Source organism: Burkholderia sp. APQ4-4ca (assembly GCF_057837105.1).
In genome coordinates, this window is sequence record NZ_JBYQCG010000065.1 from 1 (window position 1) to 986 (window position 986).

The 986-nt window shown below is 58.9% G+C and carries 1 protein-coding gene and 2 pseudogenes; 2 read left to right on the forward strand and 1 reads right to left on the reverse strand.

Going from position 1 to position 986, the window contains the following annotated elements; translation table 11 throughout:
• Together AC3IFE_RS04535 and AC3IFE_RS04540 are read left to right on the forward strand one after the other, a co-directional pair.
• A pseudogene (locus AC3IFE_RS04535) lies at positions 1-221 on the forward strand (hypothetical protein); the annotation flags it as partial.
• A 53-nt stretch (positions 222-274) separates the two neighbouring features.
• Positions 275-697 carry a fimbrial protein gene (locus AC3IFE_RS04540; protein ID WP_179233464.1) on the forward strand — a complete coding sequence of 141 codons (423 nt, stop codon included), beginning with the start codon at positions 275-277 and terminating at the stop codon, positions 695-697.
• Between the two features lie 105 nt (positions 698-802).
• On the opposite strand, the pseudogene AC3IFE_RS04545 reads toward AC3IFE_RS04540, so the two are convergent.
• Positions 803-986, reverse strand: a pseudogene (locus AC3IFE_RS04545) (fimbrial protein); the annotation flags it as partial.

Below are 986 nucleotides of genomic sequence, written 5' to 3' on the forward strand. Positions count from 1 at the left end.
TAGAGGGCGTTGGTTATCGAATCGCAGGGGGCATCAATGCGCCCCAATGGTGGCCACAGCAGGACTACTGCGATGGGGCAGCTGCGCCTCTGGCGGATTCGGCCTACTTTACGATCGAGCTTGTCAAGACGGGACCGATCACGTCCGGAGGGGTTTTAACCGGCAGATTGGGCAAACATATTTCCCCGATCAAGGATATGCGGCCCGTCGCGTTTTCTTGACCGGTGGCTTACCGATCAAGCCTACGGTGCCGACCTGTCCCGTACGGAACAACGTGATTGGCGTACCGCTTTGGTCGGTCTCGGCCAAGTCGCTCGAGACCAGCGGTGGATCCGACCTCAGACCATTCTCGATCGATTTGGACTGTTTTGGCGGGTCGCAAGGAGCGTCGACCAGAATGTTTATAACCATGACCGATGCCGCGAGCCCGGGCAATCGCGGTGGCGTGCTGACGCTGGCGTCGACCGGTTCCAGCGCGGCGGCTGGAGTCGGCGTGGAAATCCGGCGAGCGGATGATGCCATTGTCCGTTACGGATCCGACTCGTCCGCATCCGCTAATCCCAATCAATGGTTTGTCGCACAGTGCGGTAATGGGCTTGTGTCCATTCCGTCGAAAGCGCGCTATCTGCGAACCGTGGGGCCGATGAAGGGTGGAACCGCTAATGCAACGGCTACCTTCGCGATGAGCTATCAGTAAGCCGTGCAATGCAGGTTTCAACGGCCTTCAACTCAAGGCTGATTTCCCCGAATCCAGGTTAAAGCCCTTGCTGGGTTCTATCGTCACTTGCAGGGGATCGCGATTTCACTGGTAACTCATCGTGAAGTTTGCGATCGCGTTTGCCGTTCCCGACTTGATACGCGGGCTGGTCTGCACATAGCGCGCCCGCAGTGCGATGCTCAGGCCAGCAGCGCCTTGGGCAACCGACCCGCCCAGCCATTGATTGGTGTTGCCGATAGCAGAGGATGCGGGACCGTATCCGAGCACG